The sequence below is a fragment of the Massilia sp. TSP1-1-2 genome (assembly GCF_049896185.1).
Classification (GTDB): Bacteria; Pseudomonadota; Gammaproteobacteria; order Burkholderiales; family Burkholderiaceae_D; genus Telluria_A.
Map to the genome: position 1 here is coordinate 118,082 of NZ_JAFCTU010000013.1, position 26,360 is coordinate 144,441.

The following is a 26,360-nucleotide window of genomic DNA, read 5'->3' on the forward strand; positions in this document are numbered from 1 at the left end:
CGGTGGGCGGGGCTTTGGCCACGCGCTCCACCTTCATCAAGAACTGCACCGGCGCGCCGGCCTGATCGAACCTGGAAAAAGTATGGACATTGCTGGCCGCGTCCAAGCTGTACTCGAGAACACCCTTAGGGCGCACCTGCACTTCGAGCGGCGCATCGGGGCCGTCGTTGACCAGCAAAATGGCGCCCACGGGGCCAAAGGGCCAGCCCGGCGCCGCATGGCTGGCCAGTTCGGCGTCTTGCCCAATGAGCGCCAGGCGCTGGTGCAGGTAGATCGGGCAGGCCGGTTGCCACTGTTCGCCGTCGCGCGAGGTGCTGACCGTGTACAGTGTGCTTTCACCGGCGCTTGGCAGGTACACCGCGTGGCCGAACTTGACTTCGACTTCGCCCGGCGCCAGCGCCTCGGTGCCGATCACGTCGTAGCGCACTTCGTCGGCGCCGAGCAGGTCGCCAAAGTCCTTCTGGTGCAGCGCCTTGAGCGACTGCGCCAGGTCGCGCACGCGCGCGCCGCGCGTCAGGTGCCGGTCGTCGTCGAGTTCCTCCTGCGCCAGCAGCAGCGTTACGTGCGAAAAGCAGCGGGTCGGCGCGCGCCCGCGAAGCTCGCGCGGAGAGCGTTCCAGCAGGTCGCGCAGCAGCGGGCGGCGCGAGAACAGCGCCAGTCCCGGCGCCTGCCAGAGTGCCTCCGCATTGAAAACATCGTGAACCTTGCCCAGGACTTCGTGTTGGACATAGACCGGCATGACAGATTCTCCTCTAGTAATTGCGCGCTGATCGCATTGAACGCTAGCAGGGGGCAGATGAAAAACAGCAGATGGCTGCCGCCGGCCGACAAAAAGCTCATTGGCTGGCCCATGATCGGAAAGATCGCCAGGTTGGTGCCCCACGAGAGCAGCAGATGCCCCAGCACGAAGGCGGCGCCGCCGCACAGCGCAAAGCTGCGAAAGCGCCACAGCCAGGCCTGGCGAAAGTCGCGTGCCGCTTCGCTGGCTGCAAACGCGCGCGCCGCCGTTTGCAGCACGCCGACCAAAAACAGTGCCTGCAGCGCCCATAGGCCGAGCGCGCCCACCAGACCGTGGCGGTTAATGAAAAACGAGGGCGCAAAATCATCCTGCACCGCCGGGATGTGCAGCGCGCTGCCGCCAGCTTGGCCCAGGCTGCCAACGCCGAGCCAATTGTCGGCACCCCACCATGCACCGTCAGCCACTGCGCGCGCGCCCAGCAGCAACTGCTGACCCGTATGCGGATGGCGCGCCGGATCGAGCCACACCGCGAACCGGTCGGCGTAAAAGCCCCATTGCGCGATCTCCTCGCCGCCGGCTACGCGCAGCCAGGCAATGGCGCAGACGGCCAGACAGGCAAGGCCCGCCAGCAGGGCGGTCACCTTCAGGCGCCGCGCCGCGACCGACCAGGCCAGCGCCATTGCCATGGCCCACACCAGCAGCAGGATCAGCGGCGAAAAATCGTCCACCTGCAGCAGCGCCAGGCCAAGCAGGGCGGCAAACAGCAGCGCGGGACCGGCCAGGCGCAGCCAGCGTACACAGGGGCGAGCGCGCTGCGGCATGGCCCGATGCCAGCCAAGGCCGATCGCCAGGCAGTGGGCGCTCAGTGCCGTGAGCACCAGCTTGGCAAATTCGACCGGCTGCAGGTCGAACACCCCGGTTTCGTCGCCGAACAGCACTTGCATCGACAAGGCCACGAGCGCCGCGCCGGCCAGTAGCGCCAGTGTCCATTCGAGCCAGGTTTGCGGCGCCATGGCGGTGCCGGCGCCAGAGCCAGAGCCAGAGCACATGCGAAGGCGCAGGTGCGCGCCCACCCCCAGGCCGATTGCCAGCAGCGCCGTGGTTTTTTGAAAATGCCGCAACCATGACGACTCCATCGCGCCCAGGCCCAGCTCCAGCTGCATCAACAGGCCAATGGCGAGCAGCAGGATGGCGGCGCAAGTGGCCAGCGCCGGGCGCCCTGCGGCCAGCAGGAAAGTCCACAGCGCGGCCCAGCCCAGCAGCATCGACACGCCCACGCCCAGGTTGGCACCGGCGCGTTGGAGCAGCAGCGCGGTGACGCCGGCAATGGCCAGCAGCGCGGTCGCGGCGGCAGCGACGCGCATGTCGGCCGAAGCCTCGCGCACAAAAGGCCAGCGCCCCTGTTGCCAGGCCAGTGCGCCGGCGGCGGCCAGCACGGCGCACAGCGCGGCAGCCACCCACCACTGCGCGCCGGCGGGAACGCTCCACGCCGAGCGTTCCCGCCACTCCCAAACGAGCGTGGTTGGCAAGGCGACGCGCGCCTCGGTGAACAGCGCCACATGGCGCAGCGGGCGCAATTGGAGGCGCGCGCCGTCCAGCGAGACGGCAAAGCGCGTGCGCCCGGCGACGATGGCGGCGACACCATCGAGCCGCTCCTCGCGCTGGGCCAGGTCACGCTCACCCTGGGTTGACGAGAGCAGCAAGGGCGTCTGCGCTTCGCTGCCGGCGGCATTTGACAACAGCACCGCGTCCTTGGCGCGCACCGCGAGCGCGCTGCCCCCGGCGAGGTAAGCGATGCCCAGCCGGTTGCCGCAATTGAGGTTGCCGCCAAAGGACAGGGGCCGGGCGAGCGTCAGGCTGTACGGGGCCGCGCGGTTCCACAGCGCGACCGCGCCCGCCGCAAAGCCGGCGCCGGGACAGGCAGCTTGCGCAGCGCCGTCGCGGCGCAGCGTGGCCCCGTCGTAGCGCCAGGCGTGGCCCGCTCCCGTGAATGCAATCTCGCGCGCGTTCGCGGCGTCGACCGTAAAGCTGGCGCTGCCGATGCGGAACCACTGGCTCTGGCGCAGCGCGCTGCTGCCCATGCGGCGATCGACGCCGTCGCGCTGAAGCAGCACCTGCCTGCCGGCGCTGGCATTGCGCAACCACCAGTGGCCCGCGCGGTCGCGCCGCAGTGCCAGGTGGCCGGGTGAAGCCTGGGGTGCTGCCAGTTCATCGCGCCCGAGGGTGAATGCCTGCCCCGGTTCCAGCGTAATATTGACGGCAGAAGGCGAGTACACCGCCGGCGCGCGCCACAGGCAGAGCAACTGCAGGGCGCACAGCAGGGCGAGCAGGGGCAGCGCCAGCATGCGCGCACTCATGCCCGGCTCCCGGCGCGATGCTGCCCGACAGTGGAAGTGCGCGTGAACGCGGACGGCGCTTGCAGCTGGCGGCCAATTGCGACCAGCATGCGGCTGATTTGCAAGGCGTGCCGGGGGCGTGCGTTGCGGTCGGGGGCGAGCAGCATGCGCAGCAGCGCAAGCGCCGCCGCCGGTGGCTTGACGGCGGCGCCGGGGAACCAGGTCGCGTCGGTCCGACCAAGATCTGCGGCATCATTAGCAGTGCCATGATCAGCAGCGCCGGCCGCAAAGCGCTGCAGGAACAGGGCCGCTTCATCGTCATGAAGGGTGGGGCCCATGCCGCCGGGGCGCGCCAGCAGCACCGCCGCTGCGCCACCCTGATGCTCGCGGTAAGCCTGGCCGCAGTCGCCGCAAAAGCGCAGCGGCACGCCGCCCGTCACCAGGTAAAAAAACATGGCGCCGAGGGCGAAATAGTCCGTGCGGAGATCGGTCGTGAAGCGCTGCTGCGGGTCGGGGAAAAACTGCTCCGGCGCCTGCCAGCTGGCCGTACCCGCGTACGCGTACGCGGGCAGGGCGCTGCGCAGACGGTTGGTGCCGAAGTCCGCCAGCTTGACGGCGCCGTGGCGTGTAAGCAGCACGTTGGCCGGCTTCAAGTCCAGGTAAAGCCAGCCATACTGATGCACCTTGGCGAGCGCCTGGTTCACCTGGGTGATCCATTCGAGCACATTGATGATGGTGGCATTGTGTCGCTGGCCCAGGTCGCCCTCCATCAGTTCGAGCGCCATCACGGGCAAGCCGTCATGCGCCCCGCTGTCGAGCAGGCGCACAATATGGCGTTCATCCCACGGCGCCAGAGATTGCAGGAAAGCGATTTCGTTTGCCGCGCTGGCGACCCAGCGTGTGTGCAAGGCCGGCTGCGCGCGTTCCATCTGTACCCGGTTGATTAACTTGAGGGCGACGTCCGGCATCCCGTCTGGCGCTGCCGCGCGCCACACCACGCCGTAGGCCGACCCCGCAAGCTGCTGCTGCAGACGGTAAGCACCCTTGCTCAATGTAACGATGTCGTCCGACTGCAGCATGCCCATCCCCCGATAAGCGGCAACCATGCCGTCACCGAGCCATAGCGGAGGGACCCGCAAAAAACAACGCCTCGCCCGGGGGAAGGGGTGAAAAAAAGCCTGGCGGGGCGGCCAGGCTATGTGTGCTGCGGGTGTGGGTTACCAGCCGTGGCCGTGGCCATGGCCGTAGCCGTGGCCGCGACCGTGACCGCGCCCGTAGTAGCCGCGCGGCTCGACATACACCACGGCCGGCGCATAGTAGCGGGGAGCCGGGCGGTAGTACACGGGCGCAGGCTCGTAATACACTTGCGACTGCACGTACGTCGGCGCCTGGCGGTAGCGGTTGTCGTAGCCCTGGTTATAACGGTTGTCGTAGCCCTGGTTGTAACGGTTGTCGTAGCCCTGGTTGTAACGGTTGTCGTAGCCATTGCTGTAGCCGTTGTTATATCCGCCGTTGTTTTCGCCGCCGTTGTAACCGCTGTTGTAATAACCCGTGGACCGGTTATCGTAGTAGCCGTTGCGGTGATTGTTGTTGGTGCTGATCGAGTTGCCGACGGCGGCGCCGATCACGCCCCCCACCAGCGCGCCATTGCGATGGCCCACCTGGCTGCCGATTGCTGCGCCGACAACGGCGCCAACTGCGGTATTGACACCGCGGTCGCTTGCCATCGCCGACGAAGACACTGCCGTTGCGGCAATGATGACTGCGCCTACGAATTTGGTATTGAACATGGCGTTTCCTTTGGCCTCAACCGAGATCGGGATGATCAACTTAGCGCTGGGGCATTGATGTCACTATATATGGCGGCGCCCGGAACACCATTAGTCATAACAGAATATTACAAATGTCGAAGGCTCTGTAACACACCGGGGACGCACGTTCCAGCCCTTGCAGATGGCCGCCTTTGCCCCATGTAGTCATTCCCCCTATAGACACTCTCGACTCCCATGCCCCCGCGCCGTACCGTCTTTACTGTTCTTGCTCTACTGATATTATTGCATATGTATATAGGCGTGCGTCTGATTCCCGCCATGGGTCTGCATGCCGGCGCGCTCATGGCCGGGATTGCGCTGCTCGCCCTCTCGACGCTGCTGCTGCCCTTGGGACTGATGTCGTCGCGCTTCAAGCGCTGGCGCGGCGCCGACCAGCTGGCCTGGGCGGGGCTACTGGCGATGGGCTTTTTCTCCTCGCTGCTGGTGCTCACGGTGCTGCGCGACGCGGGACTGATCGCGCTCGCGCTGGTGGGCGCCGCCAGCGCCAAGGTCGACCACGTCAGCGCTTATGGGGTGCCCTTGATGGCCTTGGCGGTCACGCTCGTCGGCCTGGTCAACGCGCGGCGCGTGGCGCGCGTGGTGCAGGTGGAGGTGCCGATCGCCGGCCTGCCGGCCGCGCTGCAGGGTTACTGCATCGTCCAGATATCGGACGTGCATGTCGGGCCCACCATCAGGCGCGGCTACCTGGACGCCATCGTCTCCAAGGTCAACGCCCTAAAACCCGATGCGATCGCAATCACCGGCGACCTGGTCGACGGCAGCGTGCAGCACTTGTCAGTGCATACAGCGCCGCTGGCGCGCCTGGACGCACGCGACGGCACGTTTTTCGTCACGGGCAATCACGAATACTACTCGGGCGCGCATGCGTGGATCGCCGAACTGCGGCGCCTTGGCCTGACGGTGCTGATGAACGAGCATGTGGTCTGCGAACGCGATGGCGAAGCCTTGATCATCGCCGGCGTCACCGACTTTACGGCGCACCTGTTCGACCCGGCGCACCGCAGCGACGCGCGCGCGGCCGCCGCCGGCGCGCCCGGTCATGTGAGCGTCAAGATCCTGCTGGCGCACCAGCCGCGCAGCGCGCTGGCTGCGGCCGAGGCGGGGTTCGACCTGCAGCTCTCCGGCCACACGCACGGCGGCCAGTTCTTCCCGTGGAACCTGTTCGTGCCCTTGCAGCAGCCGTTTACGGCGGGGCTCAATCGCCTGAGCCAGTTGTGGGTCTATACCAGCCGCGGCACCGGCTACTGGGGACCGCCCAAGCGCTTCGGCGCGCCGTCCGAGATCACCTGCGTGCGCCTGATGGCGGCCTGACAGAAAGGCAGTCCTGCAAAAGAATGGCAAATGCGCTATCGTTCAGATCCACTTCAAGCTTTCAAGGACCTGCCGCATGCAACGCACGCCACTGCTCTCCATCCTGCCCGCACTTCTGCTGGCCATCGGCGCCCACGCCGCCACGCCCGGGAGCGACCCGGCCGCGCTGAATAAGGTGCGCGATACGGGCCTGGCCAGCGACTGGGCCTATGAACGCCTGGCTGACCTGACCGACCTGGTTGGACCGCGCCTGTCCGGCTCCGCCGGCGAGGCGGCGGCGGTGGTGCAGGTGGCCGATGCGATGCGCAAGCTGGGCGCCAAGGTGACGCTGCAGCCGGTCAAGGTGCCACACTGGGTGCGCGGACTCGAAACGGGCGAGCTGGTCGAGTACCGCGGCCGTCCGGCGGGCCTGTCGCAAAAGGTGGTGCTGACCGCGCTGGGCGGCTCCGGCGCAACCCCGGCCAACGGCCTGACGGCGCCGGTCATCGTGATCAAGACCCTGGAAGAACTCAAGGCCAGGGCGGGGGAAGTGAAGGGGCGCATCGTGCTGTTCGACGTACGCTTCGACCAGGACATGGCCGACCGCGGCCAGGCCGGCCAGGCCTACGGGCAGGTGACGCGCTTTCGCGGCGGCGGCACCCGCATGGCCGCCGAGATGGGCGCCGTGGCGGCGCTGGTCAGTTCGGCCGGCGGCGCCAACTACCGCCTGGCGCACACCGGTTCCAGCGGCCTGCAGGATGGTGCGCGCATTCCGGCGGCCGCCGTGTCGGTGGAAGACTCGCTGCTGATGGTGCGCCTTGCCGCGCGCGGTCCGCTCAGCATGAAGCTCACGCTCACGCCGCAGATCCTGCCCGACGCCGACAGCTTTAATGTCATTGCCGACTGGCCGGGCACCGACAAGGCCGATGAAATCGTGATCGTCTCGGGCCACCTCGATTCGTGGGACCTGGCCACCGGCGCCAATGACGACGGGGCCGGCGTGGCCACCGCCATGGGCGTGCTCGAGACGCTCAAAAAGCTCGACTACCGTGCGCGCCGTACGATCCGCATGATCGCCTGGGCCAACGAGGAAAACGGCGGGCGCGGTTCCAAGGTGTATCTGGAGGCGAACAAGGAGAACACCGCCCGCCATTTTGCGGCGATTGAAAGCGACAATGGCTCCGGTCGCCCGTTCGGCATTCGTTCAAGCGCGCCGCAACAGGCAAACGCTTTGTTCGCGAACCTGGCGCCGACGCTCGAATCGATGTCGGCAGGCGCGTTTCAGCGCGCCGATGCATTAGCGTCACCCGATTTGCGCGGGCTGGAAGAGGCGGGCGTGCCAAGCTTTACCCCGCTGATCGATACATCGGACTACTTCAATTACCATCATACGGCGGCCGATACGCTGGACAAGGTCGATCCACGCAACTTGAAGCGGCATGTGGCGGTGATGGCGTCGCTGGCGTGGTATTTGGCCAATATGGAGCAGCCGATCGGGCGCTGGTCGGCGCTGTCCAAATAGCACCAGTGCGCATGCAAACCCTCTGACGGCAAGGATGCGCCGCACAGCCTGCTGCAGCGTGCGGTGCTTTGACGCAAAAAAGCGCGGGGCGGAAAAACCAGTCGACTGGCTTTTCCGCCCCGCGCAGGGATTGCTTGCAGCGTGAGTGTGCTACAGGTTCAGCTTGGGCAGGTAACCGCCGGGGATAATGCCAAAGACGGACAGCACGATCAGGATCAACAGGATGATGAACAGAACGCGAACGATCTGCGCTACCGGGGCCGGTAATGGCAGCATGCTGACCAGCCACCAAATCAGGCCAAAAATGACCAGATAGACGATGAGGTTGATTAGTAAAGTCATTATTATTCCTCTATTGCTATTGTTATCAATGCGTTTTGTCGGAAGACAGACACAAGATAGCTGGAAAACCTTGTTTTTTCTGTACGGCAGGACACATAGCGGAAGGCAACCTTCATCCCCGCTACTCTTCCACCAGTCTGCGCACCGCGCGCGCACGCCCGCGAAATGGGCGCCCGTACATGGTTTGGATTCCACTAGTAAAGTTTTGCCCCCATACCAATTGCGCGCGGGGTTCCTGCGGTTCGCATGACCAGTACCAAACCCGTTCGAATTGTTCACGCATGTTGGCGTATAGCAGTGCCAGCTCGCGCCGCGTCGGCAGTTCGCCGCCCGCGCCACGGGCCCATTCGCCCGCTGCCGACCATGAAACCTCCTGCGCTTCGCCGGGCAAAAGCACCACATGGTGGTCCGGCTTGCCTTCCTTGCCCAAAATCAGCCCCGCATATTGCTCGCCGTCTTGCAGCGTAGCCTTGACCTTCTTGTAATCGCTCATCTAGCCCTCTCCGCTCATGGTTCCAGCTTTAGGACAGCGGCGCGGCCATGCAAGTTGCATCCAATTGTTTGACTTCCATACAGATATCTTGATTGACAGGATAAGGTGTATTCGCGTAAATAAGGGTTGTGGCCCTTGCGCGCGCGGCGGCGAACTGCCCCCACGTCTCATGTGCTTGGCTGGCTCCGGCGCGCGCCGGCAGGTCCCCTGCGCTGGGCCACGCCGCCAAACCGGTAGCTCAAGCCAACATACACAAGCCGACCATCCGACCTGCGCGTGTTCGTCTCCTGGAGCAGGTGGGTATCGGTAATCGTTTCTATCTTGTTGGTATTGAAAACATCGGTCACGTTCATCACCAGGCTCAACGCTGGCGTGAACGCATGGCGCAGGCTCAGGTTGGCGGTGGCATTGGGCTGCCGGTAGCCCTGGCGCGACAAGGCCTTGCCCTGTGCATTGACCGACAGCTGTACCTGGCCGCCATTGGGTAAATCGTAGCGCAGGCGGGCATTGCCGCCGAACGAAGGCGCGCTGCGCTTCGAATCGGGGCTTGACCCCGCATTAGCGCCCGGATTAACAATCCTCTGTTCGGTATAGGCCAGGTTGCCCGACGCGTTGAGCGTCAATCGGGGCATCAGTTTGCCGCGCAAGGTGAATTCGAGTCCGCTGGCCCGGTTGGTGCCCGCGTTGTCGCGCGTGGTCAGCAACACCGTCTCGCCGATGAACAGCTTGCGTTCCGAAATCAGGCCGCTGTCCTTGCGGTAATAGCCGCGCAGGTTGGTGTCGATGGGGCCGAACTTGGTCTCATACGCCAGCTCGAACGCGTCGGTAGTGGTGGGCTTCAGATTTGGATTGCCCGCCGAGACATTGAATTCGTCGCGGTACACCACGAAGGGATTGAGGTCGTTCGCGCCAGGGCGCCGAATGCGGCGCGCGTAGCTGAAACGAAAATCGGTGTCTTCCGATGCGTTGTAACTGATGAAGGAGCTGGAAATCACATTCAGGTAGTGATTGCTGGCCTTGAGGGCGCCCGTCATTTGGGCGATATCCAGGTCCGTGCGTTCAACGCGCAGGCCGCCGACCAGGCCCCAGCGCTGGTCCAGGCGCATCGTGTATGACCCGTAGGCTGCCAGGTTCATTTCGTGCAGCGCAAAGCGGTTGCTGCGCGCGCCGTTGGGACGCTCTTCCAGCGTAGTGTTGTCGATGTTGAGGTAGCGCGTGTCGAAGGTGTTCTTGTTGCTGGCGACCTTGTAGCCAACCCTCAGAAAACTGCTGCCGAGCGGCCGCTCATAGTCGCCCGTCACATCGACAATGGTGGTCCCGGTCCGGCTGGCATCCCGTCCGCGCGCGTCGGCCGGGTTGAATGCGCCCAGCGTAGCCGTGTTCAGGTATGCGTTGTTGCTCTCGTTGGCAGTGGACGATACGCGCATGTCGAGTTTGGCCAATTCGCCGCTGACCGCGCCCTTGTGATCGAGGCGGGCATCCCAGCTGACGCTTTTACTGCCGCCGGCGGTGCGCGACGTGCGCGCGTAATCGTGTGCCACGCTGCCATCGCCGCCAAAGCTGATGTAGCGGTTGACCGCATCACGCTCGTTGCCGCGCTCCATGAAAGCCACGCTGCTCGTGACCGTATCCTTCTCGCCCAAGTTGTAGGTGAGCGTTGCATTCAGGCCGGCCGAGTCGTTCAAGCCCTGGTTCCGCGTGGCCTGGCTGGTGCGGCTGGCCGCGCGCGTGACCGGGTCGATACGCACGCGCGCGGCGTCGGCCAGGTCGTTGCGCCCGTCGTGGCGCAGGTGGGCTGTACCCTGGACGCCGAGCCGGCCGCTATTGTAACTGCCCGAGGCCGATGCGTTGTAGCGCCCGGCCGAACCCGCGTTGGCGCTCAGCGCACCATAGCCGCCGGCCTTGCGGGTGCGCCGCATGACCAGATTGAGGATAGGCCCGCCGCCCGCCTCGTTGCCGAACTGCGCACCGGGGTTGTTGATGACCTCCACCGATTCAATGTCTTCGGCCGGCATCGCGTTGAGCGTATTGCCGCGGTTATCGCCTTGCAGCATCGCTGACGGCTTGCCGTCGATGAGCACCTGCACGTTGGTGCTGCCGCGCAGGGTGACGGTGCCGTCCGGGTCCACCGCCACCGAGGGGATATTGGCGAGTGCATCGGCGGCCGAGCCGTTACTGGCGCCCACATCGGACTTGACGTCGTAGACCTGGCGATCGACCCGGTTGGTAGGGCGCTGCGCGCTGACGTTGACGACCGGTTCAATGCCTGCCGCGACAACCGGAGGCGGCTTTTTGACCACCACGTTTGCAGCGACGGTTTGCGCGACGGCGGGCAGGGCGAGGCAGGCGATCGCGGCGAGGGGAAGGTGCTTCATGCGGCGGAGGTAGCGGGGATCATGCGAGCGAGCTTAGTGACAAGCCGGTCGCAGGCATAGGGCGCCCGGCAAATAATCAGGCGCGTGAGTGCGCACTGCGTGTTGCCGACCATCTGCCGTTGCGCTCGATTTCCGATCACGCCCGTGATTTTTTTTAAAAGTTACCGCCGCGCGATTGACTGCAATGTAACGACAACCCAATACTAATGCACACATTCCAAAACAAGAAACCCATGTACCGCAGGCCTTCCCGGGGCGCGCGGGTGGATCGGGTCGCGTGTGCGGTGCGGGCAATCCGGCCTGGCCCTCGACAAACAATGGAGACAAAATGAGAACAACCCTAATCCGGTCGGCCACCGCCCTGGTCGCGCTATCGGCCATGATGGCCGGGTGCGGCGGCAGCGATGCTGGCCCCGCCGCGCCCCAGCAAAAACCGGCCATGCTCGCCGCCGTGGTCGGCTCCTTCGGGCTGACCACCGACGCCACCTTCTACACCATCGACACCGGCGCTGGCCTGGTATTCAAGATACGCCGTTTCGATGACGGCGCCAGCACGCGTTCGGCCGGCGATATCGCTTCCATGGTCTACAACGGTGTGCAGTACCAGGATCCGAGCCGGGGCACGCAGGTCAATTCCGGCTTCGACTTCCTGTACACGGGCGTTTCTGCCGTCACAGTGACCGCCGAAAGCATTGGCCATGACTACGTCAAGGTAACCGTCAAAGGCGGCAACCTGACCCACTACTACATCGCCAAGCGCGGCGACCCGAAGATCTACATGGGTACTTACTTCACGACGGAGCCGAGCACGCTGAACCTGGTGCGATTCATCGCGCGCATACCGATCAATGCGCTGCCGTTCAGCCCACAACCGTCGGACCTGCGCGGCACCACCGGCACCGTGGAGTCGGGCGATATTTTCAGCCTGCCCAATGGCGAAACGCGCTCCAAGCATTATTCCAACATGCGCCTGAAGGACTGGAAGTACATTGGCGCGACCAGCAACACGGCAGGCGTGTGGATCGTGCGCGACAACCAGGAAGGCGGTTCGGGCGGCCCGTTCTACCGCAGCCTGCTGAACCAGGCCACGTCCACCAACCAGGAAATCACCTACATCGTCAACTATGGCGAAGCGCAGACCGAGGCGTACCGGTTCAATCGCCTCAATGCGTACACGATGGTGTTCAACGATGGCACGCCGCCCGGCGCTGTCGATACGTCGTTCTTCGGCAGCCTCGACCTGCTCGGTTACGTGGGTCCTGCGGGCCGCGGCGCGGTAGCGGGCGGCGGCATCACCGGACGCAATACGACCCACGCTTACACGGTGGGCTTTTCCAACGCCGGCGCCCAGTACTGGACCGACGTCGATCCCGTCGACGGGCACTTCAGCAGCACCGGCATGCTGCCGGGCGACTATACGATGAAGGTCTACAAAAACGAACTCGAGGTCGACACGCGTAGCGTGAAGGTGACGGCCGGCGCCACCACGCCGTTTGCGCCGTTCGCCATCGCGGCCGACCCGAGTGCTGCGCCGCCGCTGTGGCGCATCGGCGACTTTGATGGCAGCCCTGCCGAATTTTTGAATGGCGCCAAGCTGACGACGATGCACCCGTCCGATCCGCGCATGAGCTCATGGCTTACCGGCGACTACACAATTGGCAGTTCCACGCCGGCCCAGTTCCCCGCCTACCAGTGGAAGAGCGTAAACGGTTTTGTCACCATCAAGTTCAATTTGCGCAAGAGCCAGATCGCACCGCTGACGCTGCGCGCCGGTATCACGACGGCGTTTGCCGGCGGACGGCCCAAGGCGCAGATCAACGGCTGGGTCTCGCCCAACCCGGCGGCATCGGCGCAGCCAAACAGCCGCACCCTCACCGTGGGCACCTACCGCGGCAACAACACCATGTACAGCTTTAACATTCCGGCCAGCGAGCTGGTGGTGGGGGAGAACGTGGCTTACCTGAGCGTGATCAGTGGTTCGAGCGGAACCACGTTTTTGAGTCCGGGTTATGCCGTCGATGCGGTTGATCTGATTCGTACACCTTGAGTTTTTAGAACAGGCGGGCGGCTGCGGCTTCCCGCCAAACAGACAGAGAGAAAATAATGAAGAATGTTTTACTGAAGTTGGTAGTGGGCGTGAGCGCGGCAGCGGCGATGATGACGGCCTCGGCTGGGGTGGTGCAAACCTTCGGCGCAGGATCGGCCGTGAAAACAGTCACCAACAGCGCCAACTTCGCTGCCAACGTATCGCTGGCAAACAAATATATTGAAAATGGTCTACTGTTCAGCTTTACCGGATCGGCTGCCAATAATAACTGCGGTTACGCGGGCGCGAATTGCTACGACGACCCAAGCGAATTGAGTTCTTCGTTCGAGGGCAATTACATGGCCACGGCCGGCGAAGGCGCCTATTTGAGCGTGAAGAAAGCCAATGGCGCCGATATGCAGGGCATTGAATTTGCAGCGGGGACCTCGTATGCGAGCCTGAATGGTTTCTGGAGGACGTTTAATAATAATGTGCAGACGGGGATGGGCAATTTTAGCGGCGGCGATGGAACGGTGTTGGGATTGTTCGACCTGAGCGGTTTTGACGAAGTGCGCTATTTTTCCTACTCGCGCGCCAATCGCCAGAGCGGCTTTAGTGCGCCCGCATTCGACCAGGTCACGGTCGGCGTGCCGGAGCCAACCAGCCTTGCGCTGCTGGGGCTGGCGTTGATGGGATTGATGGGCGTGAAACGCCGCAAATAAGCGGTGTTGCGCGGGAGTGTGTTGCAAGGCGTTTCGCGACCATTTGACGGCACATTTTTGTGCAAGGAATTGGTCCTAAAACGTTTGCAACACCGCTGCGCGAGGACCACGCAGCGGAATGGCCCCGTCCGATACCAGCTTTACCCCTAAACCAGGCATTGCGATGATTGTTTCGCAGAAACACCCGCGGTACCGTTGCCATTGCATAAAATACGAGCTTTGCCTGGAGCCTGATCAATGACTGCTATCCTGCGCTGGTTCACCTGCGCCCTTCTATTGACATGCACCGTCGCAAGCGCCGCAAGTCCCGAATTCGCCAACCCCCTGGTGCGCCAGCGTGCCGACCCGCACGTGACGCTGCACACCGACGGTTACTACTACTTTACCGCGACCGTTCCCGAATACGACCGCATCGAACTGCGCCGCGCCCGCACGCTGGACGAACTGGGCAAGGCCGACACCAAGGTCATCTGGCGCAAGCACGCCAGCGGCCCCATGGGCAACCATATCTGGGCGCCCGAACTGCACTTTATCGACGGCAAGTGGTTCATGTACTTTACCGCCGGTACCGCTGAAGACAAATGGGCTATCCGCCTGTACGTGCTTGAAAACACGTCAGCCAACCCCATGGAAGGCACCTGGACCGAGCGCGGCCAGCTCAAAACTGGCTGGGAAAGCTTCACCCTGGACGCCACCACCTTCAGCAACGCGGGCCAGCGCTACCTGGTCTGGACCCAGCGCCGGCCTGAAAAAGATCTGCCTGCAACCAATATCTACATCGCAAAGATGGACACGCCTACGTCCATCAGCAGCGCCCCCGTGCAATTGTCAACGCCCGAGCACAAGTGGGAAAAGGTCAAATTCCTCGTCAATGAGGCGCCTGCCGCGCTGCTCAGGAACGGCAAGGTCTTCATTACTTATTCGGCCAGCGCAACGGACGCCAGCTACAGCATGGGCTTGCTGACGGCCGATGCCGGCGCCGAGCTGCTCGACGTCGCCTCCTGGCGCAAGTCGGGCGACCCGGTCTTTGTCACCAGTGCTGCGAACGGGCAGTACGGCCCCGGCCACAACGCCTTTACCACCACACCCGACGGCAAGACCGACGTGCTGGTCTACCACGCCCGCAACTACCGCGACATCAAGGGTGACTCGCTGCTCGATCCCAACCGCAACACGCGCGCGCAAGTGATCAATTGGCGCGCTGACGGCAGCCCCGACTTTGGCGAACCGGTTGCCGACCGCGGTCAGATTGCCGCCAAGCCGCTGTTTCGCGACCCGCTGTTCGATGGCGCGGCTGACCCGGTACTGGTGCGCAACGTTGCAAAAGACCGCTGGTGGATGTTTTATACGAACCGCCGCGCCACCGCGACTGAACTGCCCGGCGTATCCTGGGTGCACGGCACCCGGATCGGGATTGCCGAGAGCAGCGACGAAGGCGCCACCTGGCACTACGTCGGCACGGCCGACATCACCTTGCCAATCGAACTTGGCGGCAAGGATGCCACGCACTGGGCGCCGGACATCGTGCGCGCCGACGATGGCGTGTATCACATGTTCCTGACCCTGGTTCCGGGCATTTTTACCGACTGGAACCACCCGCGCCATATCGTGCACCTGACCAGCACCGACTTGCTGAAATGGGACAACGCGCAAACGCTCAAGCTGGCCAACGAAAAAGTCATCGACGCCGCAGTAGCGCGCCTGCCCGGGGGCGCCTGGCGCATGTGGTACAACAACGAGAAAGACAACAAGTCGATTTACTACGCCGACAGTACCGACCTGAAGACGTGGACCGATCACGGTCGCGCCGTGGCCGACCAGGGTGGCGAAGGCCCGAAAGTATTCGAGTGGAAAGGCGCCTGGTGGATGATTACCGACGTCTGGCATGGCCTGGCCGTGTACCGTTCGCCCGATGCGAAAACCTGGACCCGGCAGAGCGGCAATTTGCTGCAGCAGCCAGGGCAGGGCGCCGACGACAAAGTCATGGGCGGGCATGCCGACGTGGTGGTTAGCGGGGGGCGCGCCTACTTGTTTTACTTCACCCATCCCGGCAGACAAGGACCTGACGCCAAGAAAGATGGCGCCGAGCAGCGCCGCAGTGCGATCCAGGTGACCGAGTTGTTCCATGCCGACGGCAAGCTCACGGTGGATCGCGACGCGCCCACGCGCATCGTGCTGCGCAACGATTAATCCTCATCGATAAAACAGGTCCGCATGTCACGCAATGTCAGTTTTGGAATCATGGCCTTGGCGCTGGTCGCGCGCGTGGCAAGCGGGGCCGAACCCGCCGTTCCCCCCACCACCTGGATCGACAAGGATACCGGTCACCGCGTCTGGCGGCTGACGCCCGAGCCTGGCTCGTCTTCATTGTATTTCAACTATAACGCGTTCACGCCGGACGGCAAGTCGATGGTGTATAACTCGCCGGCCGGCATCCATGCGCTGGACATGGCGAGCCGCAAGACGCGCTTGCTGGTGCCTGCCGGGCCGGGCCGCAACCGGCCGCATACGATTTCCGTCGGCCAGAAAACCAATTCCGTGTTTTACCTGAAGACAGATTCCGAAACCAAGATCACCAGCATTTACTCAGCAAGTTTCGACACGGGTGTGGAAAAGAAGCTGGTTGAGCTGCCGGCAGGCAAACGGGTCGACAGTATTAATGCTGACGAAACACTGGCCGCAGGCACCTTCGAGCCGGTATCGGCCACACCGCGACCGCCCCAGCCCAAAACGAACAGCAAGGGCGCCATGATGGAGCAGCGCCTCGCTTCCAGGACGCCGCTGGTGCTGTTTACCATTAACCTGCAAACCGGTAAGGTTACCGAGTTGCTGCAGTCAAGGGATTGGGTCAATCACTTGTTGTTTTCGCCGACCGACCCAACGCTGCTGATGTATTGCCACGAAGGTCCGTGGCAAAAGGTGGACCGGATCTGGACCATTCGCACCGACGGCAGCCAGAACACCCTGGTCCACAAGCGCACGATGGCGATGGAAATTGCCGGGCATGAATGGTGGGGCAAGGACGGCAAGACCATCTGGTACGACTGGCAGTATCCGAAGGGCGTGGTGTTTTACGTGGCGGGGGTCAATATCGACGCTGGCAAGCGGACTGCATACAGCCTGCAGCGCAATGAATGGTCGATTCACTACAACGCAACGAGCGACCTGGCACTATTTGCCGGTGATGGCGGCGATCCGGGCCAGGTGGCCAAGGCGCCGGATGGGCAGTGGATTCAATTGTTCCGGCCGCAAAAGGTGATGGTGCCGGGAGCGACTGACGAACCGGGATATGTGCAGGGCGGCGTGTTCAAGAGCGAACGGCTGGTGAACATGGCAAAGCACGATTATCGACTGGAACCGAATGTGCGATTTTCTCCGGATAACAAGATGGTGATTTTCCGGACAAATATGTTTGGCCCGTCCTATGTCTTGGGCGTTGGGGTAGACCGGGAGTAAGCATCTCTCCCAGGTCTAGTCGAGCAGTACACGCCAACGAGCCTGGTAATCGTGCAAGCCGACTAAATCGAGCGCTTGCGCTTCAATACTGTTGAATGCGACAGAAATCGCAAGCTGGCGGTGCAGTTTCCATCCCCCGCAAATCGTCCCGTTGGCGTCATTGGACACGACTATTTTCTGTCCCGGTCGCAAGAGCGCCAGCACCGCCGGGAAGTGCGGATTCACGCTGAAGCTGCCCTCCAATGCAACGACGCCACGCGCATTGAGCGCTTCGAGGCAGTAGTCGCTCATCAGCGCCGTGTAAATTGTTGCCAGCGCGTACCATTCTTTCGCAGTACGCGGGCGAGGTCCTGTGATGGAGCCCACTCGGCCACTGAACGGTCCGCCCGATTGCGCAAAGCACGGCAGGGCAAAAATACCTTCATCGATAATGTGCTGTAAGTCCTGCAAAGTGCACATTTCGGGATTTGGCCCGGCCAGCACCCCGAACTCGCGCCCGCCCATGAAGCGCATGCACGCTACCGGTTCACCCAGTGCATTGGTATTGGCCAGCATATCGGCGCGCTCGCGCAATGCGTCAAGCGGGGTGCCGAACGAAGCGGCAATCACCCACGTCCCCGTGGACAGCACCGCGCCAACGTTGCCATCAAGGTAGCGCAGCAGTGATGCATTGCTGTCGTGAATCCCGCACAAGACCTTGCAATCGGCTGGCAGGCCTGTCAGCGCCACCAGTTCAGGCAACAGCGCCCCCAGCACCGCAGACGCGGGCTGAATGGGAGGAAACAATTCACGCCAGCCCCGCTGGGCCACGAGTGACGAATAATCCTGCCTTTTCGGGTCCCACAAATCGGTATGGCAACCAAGCGATGTGACTTCACTGGCCAACACGCCCGACAACCGCCACGCCCAGTATTGTGGATACATCAATATGTATTGGGCGCGCCCGAACTCGGTAGGAAATCTGGTCGACAACCATTCCAGCTGCCGCCCCAGGTTGAGCCCGGCCGCCAGTGCCGGCGAGTACGTTTCTTCAAAGGGCGGGCGCACCTCGCCATATTGCGCGTTCACTTGTTCCGGCAACGTACTTTCATAATCGAGCACGGGCAGGACCAGAGACTTGCTGTTCACCAAGGCAGCAGTCGCCCCGTGGGTCACCGGCACGATGGCGCCGACCTTGGCAATTTTGGCAAACGCGCGACAGGTGGTGAGCATCCAGTCCCAGATGCGCTCGGTATCGTGATGCGGATATTGTCCTTCGTACAGGATTGCATTCGGGCAGCGCTGCTCGGCCAGCGTGGCGCCGTCGACATCAATCAGCGTCAGCTTGCAGTTGGTCTTGCCAATATCGAGTACCAGCGTGGCGTCACGTTCCGTCATTTGTTCGTCTTTCGTCCGCGCATCAGGCGGGGTAGGGCAATGGTTACCAGAAGCAGCACGCCAACAACAATCGTCATGATGATGCCGGGGATATTCGCCAGCGACAGCCCGTAGGTGACAATGCCCAGCGTCAGCACGGCCAGCAAGACGCCGCCAATGCTGCCGGCGCCGCCCTCGATGCGCACCCCGCCCAAAATGACCATGGTGATGATTTCCAACTCCCAGCCCATGGCGATGTTGGGTCGCGTGCTGCCGATGCGCCCCGTCAGCAGCCAGGCGGCAAGGCCGGCCATGGCGCCGGTCAGCACGAACAGCATCATGCGATAGCGGTCGACCGGGATGCCGGAAAATCTTGCCGCCACCGGGTTATTGCCAATGGCAAAAATACGGCGACCCCAACTTGTGGTGTGCAAGATAAAGGCAAACAGTGCGGCACACACCAGCAGGATCACAAACGCGCGCGGAATCACGCCAAGGAAATAGCCTTGGCCCCAGTCGCTCATCAGTTGCGGGTAGCCAGTGAACGCTTGGTCGCCCAACACGACGCTGGCAAGTCCCCTGAACAGTGATACCGTGCCGATGGTCACGACGATTGACGGCAAGCCAAAGCGCGTCACCAATACGCCGTTGAGGCTGCCGCACAGGATCCCCGTTGCCAGCGCGACCACGATCAGCCCATGCGGCGGCATGCCGTGCGCGTGCGCCATGCCCATCGCTACGGATGACAAGGCCAGCGTGCCGGAGACCGAGATGTCGATCTCGCGGCAAATGATCAACAGCGCCATCGGCAGCGCAATAAGGGCTTTTTCACTGAAGCTGAAGGTGGAATCGGCCAGGTTGTACAGGTCGAAAAAATTTGGCAGCAGGATGCTGTTGGTGACGAAGGCCGCAATGAACAGCAGGCCGAGCAGAGTTTCCCAGCGGCCCAGAAAAGCTTTCCACTGGAACGCGGGCCGGTCGTGGATGGTGTAGCGCGATTTACTTGCGGCTGGCAAAGTGATGGTTGCACTCACGCTGCGCTCCTGTTGGCGGTTGGGTTGACCAGATGCAGCGGCAGGATTTGGCGGCTGCCTTTTTTATCGCCCCGGGCGTTGATCAGCACGGCAGTGAGGATGACCAGGCCCGTCAGCGCGCTCTGCCAGAATGGGGAAACCTTCACAATTGGCAAGGCGTTGTTGATCACCGAGAGGAACAGCGCGCCCAGCACCGCACCGCTGACCGTGCCAACCCCGCCCGCAATATTGATGCCGCCAATCACGCACGCGGCTATCACGGTGAACTCAAAACCGTAGGCAATTTCTGTGTAGGCAACGGCGTAGCGCGCCACCCACAAATAGCCGCACAGCCCGGCCATGGCGCCGGACAAGCCGTACGTCCACAGCAAACGGCGCGCCGTGGGAATGCCGATATAGCGCGCGGAGTGCGGTTCATTGCCGATGGCGTACAGGTCGCGGCCAAAACGGGTGTGGCGGGCAATGAACCATGTCAGCAGAATCACCAGCGCGGCGATCCAGACCAGGTGCGTGATGCCCAGTAATCGGCTGAGCGGAAAAGCAATAAAGTCAGCCGGCATCTGGTGCGAGGATACCCACGCGCCGCCCGAGAGCACAAACACGAGCCCGCGATAGACGCTCATCGTGCCCAGTGTCACCACAATCGGTGGCAGCGCGAGCTGGCCAATCAGATAACCGTTGATGAGACCCAGCGCAAGCCCAATGGCGACGGCGACGGCAATGACCGCCACCAGCGGCAAGCCAGGATACTTTGCTGCCAGCAAGGCTGACATCATCCCGGACAGCGCCAGGTTGGACGCGACCGACAGATCAATCCCGCGCGTGATGATCACAAACATTTGCGTGAGCGCCAACATGACCAGCAGCGTGCCGTCCGTGAGCAAGTTGCCCAGGCTGGCGGGCGTCAGGAACACCGGCGCGCGCATTCCCACCATCAAGATCAAGGCGCCAATCAGTGCCGCCAGCAATAGTTCACGTCGTTTCAGCAGCTTCATGCGCATTCTTTCTGTGCCAGTTCGCTGCCCGATGCGGCCGCCACCACGTTTTCCGGTGTGGCTTGCATGCGCGAAAAGATTTTTTTGATGTGGCCCTGATGCATCACGACCACGCGGTCGGCCATGCCCAGCACTTCCGGCAACTCTGACGACACCAGGATCACCGACAGCCCGCGCGTTACCAGTTCACTGATGAATCGGTGCACTGCAGCCTTGGAACCAATATCGATGCCCTTGGTCGGCTCATCGAGGATGATGACCTTGGGACTGGTCGCCAGCCACTTGCCCAGCACCACTTTTTGCTGATTGCCGCCTGACAGTTCGGACACAAGTTGCTGCAAGTTATGCGCCTTCAATTCCAGTTCGGCACTGAAATGGCGGGCAATCGTCGTTTCCACCGCGCGCTTGCCGCGCAAGAAGAAGCCGATTTTCGCCAGGATCGGCAGCGTGATGTTGTGTGCGATCGGCATCGACAAGTGCGCGCCCTGGTGCTGGCGGTCTTCCGGCACGTAGGCCAAGCCTTGCTTGACGGCGTCGGCGGGGCAGGTGATGCGAACCAGCTTGCCTTCAATGCTGAGCTTGCCGCTGACGCCAGCGGACAGCCCGAATAAGGCTTGCATTACTTCAGAACGCCCGGCGCCAACCAAGCCGTAAAAGCCGAGAATCTCGCCCTTGCGCAGCGCAAAGCTGACCTGATCGAACTCGGTCGGATGGCATAAATTATTCACCTCCAGCACCGTTTCCCCCAGCGCCACGTCCTGCTTGGGAAAGGTTTGGTGGATGATGCGGCCCACCATTAATGACACCAGTTCCGGCTCCGTAATGTCCGCCAACGCACCTTCGGCAACAAACTGGCCATCGCGCAGCACCGTGTAACGGTCGGCCACTTCAAAAATCTCATCAAACTTGTGCGAAATGAAAATCACCGCCGTGCCTGCGGCCTTCAACTGGGCAATGATGCGGTACAGCTCGTGGATTTCGCGCTGCGACAGCGACGCCGTCGGCTCATCCATGATCACCACCCGCGCATCTTGCGAGAGGGCGCGCGCAATTTCCACAAAATGTCGCTGCGCCACGCTCAAGTCTTTGACGCGCGCGCGCACCGGCAGCGTCACTTCCAGTCGAGCAAACAGTTTCTCGGCCTCGGCCTCGATGCGCGCCCAGTCCACGCGCGGCGGAAAGCCCCGCGTCGGTTGCCGGCCGACATAGATATTCTCCGCAACGGTCAATTCATCGAACATGACGGTTTCCTGGTGCACGGCGGTGATGCCCGCATGCATGGCTTGCTGCGCGCTGCCGAATACCATGTCTTCTCCGGCAAGGCGGATCGTGCCGCCATCGGGCCGGTAAATGCCGGTCAGCGTCTTGACCAGGGTCGACTTGCCGGCGCCGTTTTCGCCGATCAACGCCATCACTTCGCCGGCGCGCACGTTCAGGCTCACATTGTTGAGCGCAACGACACCGGCGAACCGTTTACAGATGCCGGAAAGTTCCAGCATGGGGACGGGCAAGTTAATTACAGACATAAGCGTCAAAACACCTTGGAGAATTTGTCGACGTTCTCTTTGTTATAGGTGAACGGTGGCGCCAGCGCGGCTTCGGCGCCGCCGTCAAGCGCCACGTCGCCCATCCGGCCCAGGCGCAGCGTGCCGCCGGCCTTGGCGTTCGGGTTGCCCTTGATGAATTCATTGGCGGCGTAGGTGGCCGCGTAACCCAGGTCGATGGGATTCCATATCGCAAATTCCTTGACGGCGCCGGACTTGACATGGCCCGCCATTTCGGACGGCAAGCCTAAACCCGTTACATACACCTTGCCAACCATTTTCTCGTCCACCACGGCCTTGGCTGCTGCATTGATACCCACCGTGCTGGGCGAAATGATGGCTTTCAGGTTCGGATAGGCGCGCAGCAAGCCCACCGCTTCGCGGTAGCTTTTGTCGGACTGGTCGTCGCCATACACGGTTGCCACCAGCTTGATCTTGGCAAATTCCGGCTTGTTCAACGTGGTTTTCATGACGCCAATCCAGATATTCTGGTTGGTCGCCTGGGCCGATGCAGACAGGATGGCAATATCGCCAGCGCCGCCAATCGCGTCGGATGCCATCTGCACTTGTTTTTCCCCGATCAGTTGCGCGTTCGATGGGTTCAGTTGCATCAAGCGGCCTTCGGGCGCCAGAGCGCTGTCAAAGGAAATGACCTTGATGCCGCGCTGCATCGCTTTCTTGGCGATGGGCACGATGGCGTTCGGATCGTTGGCTGAAATCACGATCGCATCGACCTTTTGGCTGATCAGTGAGTTGATGATTTCAATCTGGCCTTCCGCGCTCGGTGTGGTGGGGCCGGTGTAGATGATCTCGACATTGCGCAGTTCGGCGGCCGCCTCGAGCGCGCCTTCATGGGCCGCATCGAAAAAACCGTTGCCCAGGTTTTTGACGACCATCGCGATGCGCGTTTTGGCCGGTTTCTTCTCGGCGCAGCCGGCAACGGCGACTACCAGGGACACGGCCACGGTCGCCGCCAGGAGTGTTTTAAGGCTCAATGTGCTGTCTCCGAAAGGTAGAGTGCGCTGGATCGCTGATCGAAGGCTTGATTGAAGGCACTGCTGTTCGCTTGTGGCGGCAATGTTTCCGGCGCCACCGTGATCACTTTCACGCCCGATTGCTCAAGCAATTGAACGGCGGAATCGGTCGCATAGGTATCCGTGATCACCGTCGACACACGGTTAAGACCGCACAGGATCAATCCGGCCTTCTTGGCGAACTTGGAACTGTCGGCCAGCACGATCAATTCTTCCGCCTGGCCGATCAAGCGTTTTTCGGCCTGGATCAGCAGCGGGTCCGCTTCCATCAGGCCGAGCAGCGACAAGCCATGCACGCTCATGAACATTTTGGCTGCGTAATGGTGCTGGGTAATGTCGTTCTCAAATGGGCTGAGAATCACGTTTTGTTCGCGGTAGACAGTGCCGCCGGGAAGGATGATTTCATTCTCGCTCGACACCAGCAAGCGCTCAGCCATGAGGAAGGAGTTGGTCAGTATCTTGAGGTGCTTGTCGACCAAAAACTCGGCCATCATGAAGGTGGTCGTGCCGCCGTTGATGATGATCGTTTCGCCATCCACGCATAGCGTGCTGGCATGGCGGGCAATGGCGCGTTTGCGTTCGCCGTAACACTGGATATTGTTTTGAAAGGTTTCACTGGAAAGCGCGAAGCAGCGCTTCTTTTGTTCCAGGTTGGCGGCGCCGCCGCGTGTGCGGGTCAGCAGGTTGCGCGTGGCCAGCCAGCTGATGTCGCGGCGCACCGTTGCGGGGGAAGCGCTGAGCCACTCGACCAGTTGCGGCACAGTGGCCGTGGTATGTTCGGCGAGCAGTTTCAGCAAACGTTTACGGCGTTTGTGATTGACCATTTTGTGTCTCCATGAATGCCGTCTTTGCGGCCTGCGCCGGTAGTCGTTTCGATATTGAACGCCCCGATGACTGTGCAGACTAGTCAGTTAAAATCAGGCCGTCAATCACATCTGGCTCAATTAATTGATTATTTCGAAAACAGCGTTTTTGCGATATCCAAACCAATCAATAAAATGATTATTCACCGATTAATCAGTATCGTGATCGCCGATTGATTGACACTGACTGCCGTGCTGAATTCTACTGAACGCACTTGCTGGGGCTCGCATTGCATCCACATGCGCATGCAGCAAAACGCATTCACACATTCAAAAACGGAGATCGTATGACGGTGGTAAACCAATCGCAGCAACAACAAGCCATTACCTCGCTGTGGGACGACAGCGTTGCAGCAACCATGAGCGAACCTGAGCTGCTGCTGTATCGCTCCAACCTGCTCGGCTCGGATCTGCGCATCACCAATTTTGGTGGCGGCAATACGTCGGCCAAGGTAGCGATGACCGATCCGCTCAGCGGCGAAGCAGCAGAAGTGCTGTGGGTCAAAGGCTCCGGCGGCGACCTGGGCAGCATCAAGATGGACGGCTTTTCCACGCTTTACATGGACAAGCTCAACGCCCTCAAGGCCCGCTACCGCGGCCTGGCGCTGGAAGACGAAATGGTCGCCTACCTGCCGCACTGCACCTTCGACCTGAACCCGCGGGCCGCCAGCATCGACACGCCGCTGCACGCCTACATCGCGCGCCGCCATGTCGACCATATGCATCCAGACTCGGTGATCGCCATTGCCGCCTGCAAGAACAGCGAAGCGCTCACCGCCAGAATTTTTGAAGGTGAACTGGGCTGGCTGCCGTGGCAGCGCCCGGGCTACGACCTGGGCCTCAAGCTCGAACAGGTGTCGCAGTCGCAGCCGAAATTAAAAGGCATCATCCTCGAAGGCCACGGCCTGTTCACCTGGGGCGACACGGCCAAGTCCTGCTACGAAACCACGCTGGCGATCATCCAGCGCGCCGAAAGCTGGCTGCAGGCGAACACCAAAAAGCCATCGTTTGGTGGCGCCAAAGTCGCGCCGCTGGCTCCCGCCGAGCGCGCCGCGCTGGCCACCCGCCTGATGCCGGTCTTGCGTGGCAAGATCAGCAAGGACGAATACAAGCTTGGCCACTTTGACGACAGCAGCGCCGTGCTGGAATTTGTCTGCAGCGCCGATCTGGCGCCGCTGGCCGCACTTGGCACGTCCTGCCCGGACCACTTTTTGCGCACCAAGATCCGTCCCTTCCTGATCGACTTCGATCCTGCCAATCCGGATATCGATCGCCTGGTGGCCGGCCTGGACGACGCGCTGGCCAACTACCGTGCCGACTACATTGCCTACCATGCGCGCTGCAAGCGCGATAACAGCCCGGCCGTGCGCGACGCCAATCCGATCATCTACCTGATTCCCGGCGTGGGCATGCTCTCGTTCGCCAAGGACAAGGCCACCGCGCGCATCGCCGGTGAGTTCTACGTCAATGCGATCAACGTGATGCGCGGCGCGGCCGGGGTGGACACCTATGTGGGCCTGCCGGAACAGGAAGCCTTCAACATCGAATACTGGCTGCTGGAAGAAGCCAAACTGCAGCGCATGCCCAAGCCAAAAAGCCTGGCCGGGCGCGTCGCACTGGTCACGGGCGGTGCCGGCGGCATTGGCCAGGCAGTGGCACGCCAGCTGCTGCAGGAGGGCGCTTGCGTGATGCTGACCGATATCGACGTCGAGGCCCTGGCCGAAGCGCATGCGCACCTGGTCAACGTGGCCGGCAAGGACAATGTAGCCACCATTGGCGCCAACATCACTAGCGAAGAGGGCGTCGAAGGCATCTTGCAGGCCACCGCGCTGCGCTTTGGCGGCATTGACCTGTTGGTCTCGAACGCGGGCATCGCCTCGTCCGCCCCGCTGGAAGACACCACGCTTGAAAGCTGGGAGCGCAACCAGGCGATCCTCTCGACCGGTTACTTTTTGGTCAGCCGCGCCTCGTTTCGCATCATGAAGCAGCAGCAGCTGGGCGGCAGCATGGTGTTCGTGGCCAGCAAAAACGGCCTGGTGGCGTCGGCCGGCGCCTCCGCGTACTGCACCGCCAAGGCAGCCGAAATCCATCTGGCGCGCTGCATTGCGCTGGAAGGCGCGCCGCACGGCATTCGCGTCAACGTCGTCAATCCGGACGCCGTGATTCGCGGCTCGCGCATCTGGGACGGCAAGTGGAAGGAAGAACGGGCCGCGTCGAACAAGATTGAAGCGGGCGACGTGGAAGACTTTTACCGCCAGCGCAGCATGCTCAAACTGAGCGTGCTGCCCGAAGATATTGCCGAAGCCGTATACTTCCTCTCCAGTAGCAAGGCGGGCAAGAGCACCGGTAACATCATCAACGTCGACGCCGGCAACGCCGCCGCTTTCACGCGCTAACTATA

At 62.3% G+C, this 26,360-nt stretch carries 20 protein-coding genes; 7 read left to right on the forward strand and 13 right to left on the reverse strand.

Translation table 11 applies throughout. The annotated features are described in order from the left end of the window. Nucleotides 1-558: 558 nt before the first annotated feature. From ACP7BV_RS13665 to ACP7BV_RS13675, 3 genes are all read right to left on the reverse strand, one after another. Complete coding sequence (locus tag ACP7BV_RS13665; protein WP_426104484.1) at nucleotides 559-3,096, reverse strand: FtsW/RodA/SpoVE family cell cycle protein; 2,538 nt, start codon at nucleotides 3,094-3,096, stop codon at nucleotides 559-561. Then, entirely contained in the window at nucleotides 3,093-4,181 is a 1,089-nt protein-coding gene (locus tag ACP7BV_RS13670) for a protein kinase domain-containing protein (RefSeq protein ID WP_426104486.1), read from the reverse strand. The genes ACP7BV_RS13665 and ACP7BV_RS13670 overlap by 4 nt, the downstream gene beginning before the upstream one ends. A 111-nt stretch (nucleotides 4,182-4,292) precedes the next feature. Beyond that, the gene (locus tag ACP7BV_RS13675; protein WP_426104488.1) at nucleotides 4,293-4,865 is read right to left on the reverse strand and encodes a glycine zipper domain-containing protein; all 573 of its coding nucleotides are present in this window, start codon (nucleotides 4,863-4,865) and stop codon (nucleotides 4,293-4,295) included. Nucleotides 4,866-5,081: 216 nt separating this feature from the next. Here ACP7BV_RS13675 and ACP7BV_RS13680 point away from each other — a divergent pair, with 216 nt between their 5' ends. Beyond that, entirely contained in the window at nucleotides 5,082-6,218 is a 1,137-nt protein-coding gene (locus ACP7BV_RS13680) for a metallophosphoesterase (protein WP_426104490.1), read from the forward strand. Between the two features lie 76 nt (nucleotides 6,219-6,294). Continuing rightward, the gene (locus ACP7BV_RS13685; protein WP_426104492.1) at nucleotides 6,295-7,719 is read left to right on the forward strand and encodes a M20/M25/M40 family metallo-hydrolase; all 1,425 of its coding nucleotides are present in this window, start codon (nucleotides 6,295-6,297) and stop codon (nucleotides 7,717-7,719) included. 150 nt (nucleotides 7,720-7,869) lie between these two features. Here ACP7BV_RS13685 and ACP7BV_RS13690 read toward each other — a convergent pair whose 3' ends face one another. From ACP7BV_RS13690 to ACP7BV_RS13700, 3 genes are all read right to left on the reverse strand, one after another. After that, nucleotides 7,870-8,061, reverse strand: a complete 192-nt coding sequence (locus ACP7BV_RS13690) for a Thivi_2564 family membrane protein (protein WP_426104494.1) — start codon at nucleotides 8,059-8,061, stop codon at nucleotides 7,870-7,872. 121 nt (nucleotides 8,062-8,182) lie between these two features. Then, nucleotides 8,183-8,554: a DUF1566 domain-containing protein gene (locus ACP7BV_RS13695; RefSeq protein ID WP_426104496.1), complete on the reverse strand. Its 372-nt coding sequence runs from the start codon at nucleotides 8,552-8,554 to the stop codon at nucleotides 8,183-8,185. Between the two features lie 167 nt (nucleotides 8,555-8,721). Further along, on the reverse strand, nucleotides 8,722-10,929 hold the full coding sequence (locus ACP7BV_RS13700; RefSeq protein ID WP_426104498.1) for a TonB-dependent receptor domain-containing protein: 2,208 nt from the start codon (nucleotides 10,927-10,929) through the stop codon (nucleotides 8,722-8,724). A gap of 328 nt (nucleotides 10,930-11,257) precedes the next feature. On the opposite strand from ACP7BV_RS13700, the gene ACP7BV_RS13705 reads away from it, so the two are divergent. After that, nucleotides 11,258-12,976, forward strand: coding sequence for a rhamnogalacturonan lyase B N-terminal domain-containing protein (locus tag ACP7BV_RS13705; protein WP_426104499.1), 1,719 nt, complete (start codon nucleotides 11,258-11,260; stop codon nucleotides 12,974-12,976). A gap of 4 nt (nucleotides 12,977-12,980) precedes the next feature. Here the strand turns inward: ACP7BV_RS13705 and ACP7BV_RS13710 are convergent, their stop codons facing one another. Then, complete coding sequence (locus tag ACP7BV_RS13710) at nucleotides 12,981-13,148, reverse strand: hypothetical protein (protein ID WP_426104500.1); 168 nt, start codon at nucleotides 13,146-13,148, stop codon at nucleotides 12,981-12,983. On the opposite strand from ACP7BV_RS13710, the gene ACP7BV_RS13715 reads away from it, so the two are divergent. From ACP7BV_RS13715 to ACP7BV_RS13725, 3 genes are all read left to right on the forward strand, one after another. Next, the gene (locus ACP7BV_RS13715; RefSeq protein WP_426104502.1) at nucleotides 13,135-13,677 is read left to right on the forward strand and encodes a PEP-CTERM sorting domain-containing protein; all 543 of its coding nucleotides are present in this window, start codon (nucleotides 13,135-13,137) and stop codon (nucleotides 13,675-13,677) included. The two genes, ACP7BV_RS13710 and ACP7BV_RS13715, sit on opposite strands and share 14 nt — an antisense overlap. 237 nt (nucleotides 13,678-13,914) lie before the next feature. Further along, nucleotides 13,915-15,867: a family 43 glycosylhydrolase gene (locus tag ACP7BV_RS13720; protein WP_426104504.1), complete on the forward strand. Its 1,953-nt coding sequence runs from the start codon at nucleotides 13,915-13,917 to the stop codon at nucleotides 15,865-15,867. Nucleotides 15,868-15,891: 24 nt separating this feature from the next. Then, the gene (locus ACP7BV_RS13725; RefSeq protein WP_426104506.1) at nucleotides 15,892-17,133 is read left to right on the forward strand and encodes an oligogalacturonate lyase family protein; all 1,242 of its coding nucleotides are present in this window, start codon (nucleotides 15,892-15,894) and stop codon (nucleotides 17,131-17,133) included. A gap of 15 nt (nucleotides 17,134-17,148) precedes the next feature. On the opposite strand, the gene ACP7BV_RS13730 is transcribed toward ACP7BV_RS13725, so the two are convergent. Genes ACP7BV_RS13730 through ACP7BV_RS13755 form a run of 6 tightly spaced genes read right to left on the reverse strand, consistent with a single transcriptional unit; the run spans nucleotide 17,149 to nucleotide 23,920 of the window. Next, entirely contained in the window at nucleotides 17,149-18,510 is a 1,362-nt protein-coding gene (locus tag ACP7BV_RS13730) for an FGGY-family carbohydrate kinase (RefSeq protein WP_426104508.1), read from the reverse strand. After that, nucleotides 18,507-19,523, reverse strand: coding sequence for an ABC transporter permease (locus tag ACP7BV_RS13735; RefSeq protein WP_426104509.1), 1,017 nt, complete (start codon nucleotides 19,521-19,523; stop codon nucleotides 18,507-18,509). The genes ACP7BV_RS13730 and ACP7BV_RS13735 overlap by 4 nt, the downstream gene beginning before the upstream one ends. Beyond that, a complete protein-coding gene (locus ACP7BV_RS13740) occupies nucleotides 19,520-20,518 on the reverse strand; it encodes an ABC transporter permease (RefSeq protein ID WP_426104510.1) in 999 nt (332 codons plus the stop codon). Before ACP7BV_RS13740 ends, ACP7BV_RS13735 begins: the two co-directional genes overlap by 4 nt. Continuing rightward, nucleotides 20,515-22,044: a sugar ABC transporter ATP-binding protein gene (locus ACP7BV_RS13745; protein WP_426104512.1), complete on the reverse strand. Its 1,530-nt coding sequence runs from the start codon at nucleotides 22,042-22,044 to the stop codon at nucleotides 20,515-20,517. Before ACP7BV_RS13745 ends, ACP7BV_RS13740 begins: the two co-directional genes overlap by 4 nt. A 5-nt stretch (nucleotides 22,045-22,049) precedes the next feature. Further along, nucleotides 22,050-23,057, reverse strand: coding sequence for a rhamnose ABC transporter substrate-binding protein (gene rhaS, locus ACP7BV_RS13750; RefSeq protein WP_426104514.1), 1,008 nt, complete (start codon nucleotides 23,055-23,057; stop codon nucleotides 22,050-22,052). Continuing rightward, nucleotides 23,054-23,920, reverse strand: a complete 867-nt coding sequence (locus ACP7BV_RS13755) for a DeoR/GlpR family DNA-binding transcription regulator (RefSeq protein ID WP_426104516.1) — start codon at nucleotides 23,918-23,920, stop codon at nucleotides 23,054-23,056. Before ACP7BV_RS13755 ends, rhaS begins: the two co-directional genes overlap by 4 nt. 326 nt (nucleotides 23,921-24,246) lie before the next feature. Between ACP7BV_RS13755 and ACP7BV_RS13760 the strand changes: the two genes are divergently transcribed. Further along, entirely contained in the window at nucleotides 24,247-26,355 is a 2,109-nt protein-coding gene (locus tag ACP7BV_RS13760; RefSeq protein WP_426104518.1) for a bifunctional rhamnulose-1-phosphate aldolase/short-chain dehydrogenase, read from the forward strand. Nucleotides 26,356-26,360 lie beyond the last annotated feature (5 nt).